The following is a 4,413-nucleotide window of genomic DNA, read 5'->3' as shown; positions in this document are numbered from 1 at the left end:
CCTACCTGGCGATCTTGCTCGCGATGGCCCTACAACCACACTGCATCCCAATGCGGATAGTCACCCAAACGCTGTACAAGCCCAGCCCTCAAAGGATTGGCCACGATGTACCGCGCAACCTCGAGAATATCGTCCTCCCGGCGCAATGCCCGATCATGAAAGCCCGGCTGCCACAGCCGGCCCTGCCGCCCGCATGCCGCATTGACGCTGCGGGCACTACGAGACTTGAAGCGCTGCATCAGCGTGTTAAGACTCGCCTGCCGCAGTTCCATCAACCAGTGAACGTGATCAGGCATCACTACCCAAGCCAACGAATTCGCCAGCCCCTCGTCCTGCACTTGCCGGAATTGTCCAATTACCAGTCTCGCCAGGCACATCTCCCGAAAAATCGGAACCCTGTCCGCAACCGTAGTGGTCAGAAGATACAAACGCCCCTGCTCGGAAAAACGGCCATGGCGCAAACGCTTGTTGTGTGGACGATCCATATCAGCCTCCTGCAATAGAGACCTCAACCTAGTGCACCAACGGATCAGCGGCCGAGCATCAGTGGTTCCACATATTTCACTCCATCCCGCTAGTCCATTGAGACGATGCCCCCAAATCCCCGCCCCGGCCATAGTCCCTTCCATCATCCAAACCCCAGGAGAAGGGACAGCCCATGACTATCCTCAAGCGATTCCAACTGGACGGTAGCGTCGCCATTGTCACCGGCAGTGGCCGTGGAATCGGCCGCGCGATTGCTCTGGCCTATGCCGAGGCCGGCGCCGATGTGGTCTGCTCGGCCCGTTCGCTGGCCGATGTGGAGGCGGTCGCCAGCGAGGTCCGCGCCCTCGGTCGGCGCGCCCTGGCCATCGCCTGCGATGTCAACGACAGCGAACAACGCCAGGCCCTGGTCCGCCAGAGCCACGAGCAACTGGGCCGCATCACACACCTGGTGAACAACGTCGGCGGCGGCGGGCCCAACGACCCGCTGCAATTGAGCCCGGAGCAGTTCGACGAGATCCTGCGCTTCAACGTTTCCACCGCCTACGCGTTCTGCCAGCTCTGCGTGCCACTGATGCGCGAGGCCGGTGGCGGCAACATCATCAACGTCAGTTCGGTGGCCGCGCGCTATTCGCAGCGCCACTTCAGCGCCTACGGTAGCGCCAAGGCCGCACTCAGCCACCTGACCCGCCTGCTGGCCCAGGATTTCGCCCCGCACGTGCGGGTCAACGCCGTGGCGCCGGGCCCGACCCTGACCGACGCGCTCGCCGGGGTGATGCCTGCCGCCATGCGCCAGACCATGGAGGCCAACACCCCGCTCAAGTGCCTGGGCACCCCCGAGGACATCGCCGCCGCCGCGCTGTACCTGGCCAGCCCGGCCTCGGCCTGGGTCACCGGCAAGATCATCGATGTCGATGGCGGCGCCGATTCCAGCGTCTGGGCCGGCTGACCCCGCTTTCCCCTTTTGGCCGGCACTCCGAACCCGTTGGGGCCGGCCTTTTTTTTTCCTTCAGAAAGAGCCCCGTCATGGACGCCCATTTGATCGATGCCCTCGGCGCCGAGCTGTTCCACGCCCTGCGCAGCCGCAAGACCCTCGCGCCGCTCAGCGAGCGCTTTCCGGAAATCAGCCTGGATGACGCCTACCGCATTTCCCTGCGTTTCCTGCAACGCCGCGAAGCCCTCGGCGAGCGCGTGGTGGGCAAGAAAATCGGGGTTACCAGCCGCGCCGTGCAAGAGATGCTCGACGTGCACCAACCCGATTTCGGTTTCCTCACCGACGCCATGCAAGTGGCCGATGGCAGCGATGTCAGCCTGGGCCGCTACAACCTGATCCAGCCGCGGGCCGAGGGTGAGATCGCCTTTGTCCTCGGCGAAGACCTGCAAGGCCCCGGCATCAGTGCCGAAGATGTGCTGGCCGCCAGCGAAGCGGTGATGCCCTGCTTCGAGATCGTCGATTCACGCATCGACAACTGGAAGATCCGCATCCAGGACACCGTGGCCGACAACGCTTCCTGCGGCGTATTCGCCCTCGGCAGCGAGCGAATCGACCCGCGCGAGCTGGACCTGGCCCGGGTGGAAATGCACCTGCTGAAAAACGGCGAGCCCGCCGGCAGCGGCTTCGGTTCGGCAGTCCAGGGGCACCCCTGCGCGGCAGTGGCCTGGCTGGCGAACACCCTGGGCGAACTGGGCATTCCGTTTCGCCGCGGAGAAATCATTCTTTCCGGCGCCCTGGCGCCGCTGGTGCCGGTCGTTGCCGGTGATCGCATCAGCCTTTCCATGAGCGGGCTGGGCCAGTCCAGCCTGCGCTTCATACCTTGAGCACCCTGGGGAGCCACAGACGATGAGCAAGAAAATCAGATGCGCGCTGATCGGGCCAGGCAATATCGGCACCGACCTGCTGTACAAACTCAAACGCAGCGAGGTGCTGGAGCCGGTGTGGATGGTCGGCATCGACGCCACCTCCGAAGGCCTGGCACGCGCTCGCGAACTGGGCCTGAAAACCACCGCAGACGGCGTCGACGGGCTTCTGCCCCACATCCTCGACGACACTATCCAGATCGCCTTCGACGCCACCTCGGCCTACGTCCACCCCGAGAACAGCCGCAAGCTGAATGCCCTGGGCGTGCTGATGATCGACCTGACGCCCGCGGCGATCGGTCCGTACTGCGTGCCACCGGTCAACCTCAAGACCAACCTCGGCCTGGGCGCGATGAACGTCAATATGGTCACCTGCGGCGGCCAGGCCACCATCCCGCTGGTGGCGGCGGTGTCCAGCGTGCAGCCGGTGGCGTATGCCGAGATCATCGCCACAGCGGCGTCGAAATCAGTGGGTCCCGGCACGCGCAAGAACATCGACGAGTTCACCCGCACCACCTCCAGTGCCATCGAGAAAGTCGGCGGCGCGAAAAAAGGCAAGGCGATCATCATCATCAACCCCGCCGAGCCGCCGCTGATCATGCGCGACACCGTGCACTGCCTGACCGAAGGCGAGCCTGACCAGGACGCCATTCGCGCGGCCATCGACGCGATGATCGCCCAGGTACAGCGCTATGTGCCGGGCTACAAGCTGGTCAACGGGCCGGTGTTCGACGGCAACCGGGTTTCGGTGTTCATGGAGGTCGAGGGCCTGGGCGACTACCTGCCCAAGTACGCCGGCAACCTCGACATCATGACCGCCGCCGCTGCCCGCACCGCCGAGATGTACGCCGAAGCCATCCTCACGGGCGAGCTGCAATTGCGCGCCGTCCAGCCCGCCCACGCTTAAGGAGAACACCATGGACCTTCGCGGCAAACGCATCACCGTCCACGACATGTGCCTGCGTGACGGCATGCACCCCAAGCGTCACCAGATCAGCCTGCAACAGATGAAAGACATCGCCTGCGGACTCGATGCCGCAGGCATCCCGCTGATCGAAGTCACCCACGGCGACGGCCTCGGCGGCAGCTCGGTGAACTACGGTTTCCCGGCCCACAGCGACGAAGCCTACCTGTCGGCGGTGATCCCGCTGATGAAGCAGGCGAAAGTCTCCGCCCTGCTGCTGCCGGGCATCGGCACCGTCGATCACCTGAAGATGGCCCATGAACTGGGGGTGTCCACCCTGCGGGTGGCGACTCACTGCACCGAGGCCGATGTCAGCGAACAGCACATCGCCCACGCCCGCAAGCTGGGCCTGGACACGGTCGGTTTCCTGATGATGGCCCACATGAACAGCCCCGAGGGCCTGGCGAAACAGGGCAAGTTGATGGAGAGCTACGGTGCCAACTGCATCTACCTCACCGACTCGGCGGGGTACCTGTTGCCTGAAGACGTCGGCATCCGCGTGGCCACCCTGCGTGCTGCGTTGAAGCCGGAGACCGAGATCGGTTTCCACGGCCACCACAACCTGTCGATGGGCGTGTCCAACTCGATTGCCGCCATCGCCGCTGGCGCCACCCGCATCGATGCCGCCTGCGCCGGGCTTGGCGCCGGTGCCGGCAATACGCCGATGGAAGTGCTGGTGGCGGTGTGTGAACGAATGGGGATCGAAACCGGCGTCAACCTGTTCCAGATTCAGGATGTGGCTGAAGACCTGGTGGTGCCGATCATGGACTTCCCGATCCGCAGCGACCGCGACGCCCTGACCATGGGCTTTGCCGGGGTGTACGGGTCGTTCCTGTTGTTTGCCAAGCGCGCCGAGAAGAAATACGGCGTGTCGGCGCGGGAAATTCTCGTGGAGATGGGCCGACGCGGGATGGTCGGCGGGCAGGAGGACATGATTGAAGATACCGCGATGACGCTGGCGCGGCAGCGCGGTTGAGAGCATCGCCGGCAAGCCGGCTCCCACACTGTGGGAGCCGGCTTGCCGGCGATGAGGCCTTTAGAAGCCCATGCTGAAGCTAACAGTCACCGCATGATCCCGGTTATCACTGGCCAACTGGCCCGAATAACCA

5 protein-coding genes are annotated in these 4,413 nt (G+C 64.4%); 4 read left to right on the top strand and 1 reads right to left on the bottom strand.

Annotation, left to right across the window (positions count from 1 at the left end; genetic code table 11):
• Window positions 1–29 precede the first annotated feature (29 nt).
• The gene (locus DM374_RS32115) at window positions 30–485 is read right to left on the bottom strand and encodes an REP-associated tyrosine transposase (protein WP_110973490.1); all 456 of its coding nucleotides are present in this window, start codon (window positions 483–485) and stop codon (window positions 30–32) included.
• A gap of 173 nt (window positions 486–658) precedes the next feature.
• Between DM374_RS32115 and DM374_RS32110 the strand changes: the two genes are divergently transcribed.
• The 4 genes from DM374_RS32110 (at window position 659) to dmpG (ending at window position 4,280) form a co-directional block, all read left to right on the top strand.
• A complete protein-coding gene (locus DM374_RS32110) occupies window positions 659–1,432 on the top strand; it encodes a glucose 1-dehydrogenase (protein ID WP_110973489.1) in 774 nt (257 codons plus the stop codon).
• Between the two features lie 77 nt (window positions 1,433–1,509).
• Complete coding sequence (locus DM374_RS32105) at window positions 1,510–2,301, top strand: fumarylacetoacetate hydrolase family protein (RefSeq protein WP_110973488.1); 792 nt, start codon at window positions 1,510–1,512, stop codon at window positions 2,299–2,301.
• 22 nt (window positions 2,302–2,323) lie between these two features.
• Window positions 2,324–3,247 carry an acetaldehyde dehydrogenase (acetylating) gene (locus tag DM374_RS32100; protein ID WP_110973487.1) on the top strand — a complete coding sequence of 308 codons (924 nt, stop codon included), beginning with the start codon at window positions 2,324–2,326 and terminating at the stop codon, window positions 3,245–3,247.
• Between the two features lie 10 nt (window positions 3,248–3,257).
• Window positions 3,258–4,280, top strand: coding sequence for a 4-hydroxy-2-oxovalerate aldolase (gene dmpG, locus DM374_RS32095; protein ID WP_110973486.1), 1,023 nt, complete (start codon window positions 3,258–3,260; stop codon window positions 4,278–4,280).
• Window positions 4,281–4,413: the final 133 nt, after the last annotated feature.

Origin of the sequence: Pseudomonas huaxiensis (genome assembly GCF_003231275.1) — a bacterium.
Lineage (GTDB): Bacteria > Pseudomonadota > Gammaproteobacteria > Pseudomonadales > Pseudomonadaceae > Aquipseudomonas > Aquipseudomonas huaxiensis.
The sequence above is the reverse complement of the archived record's forward strand: the minus strand, read 5'-3'. Positions and strand labels throughout refer to the sequence as shown.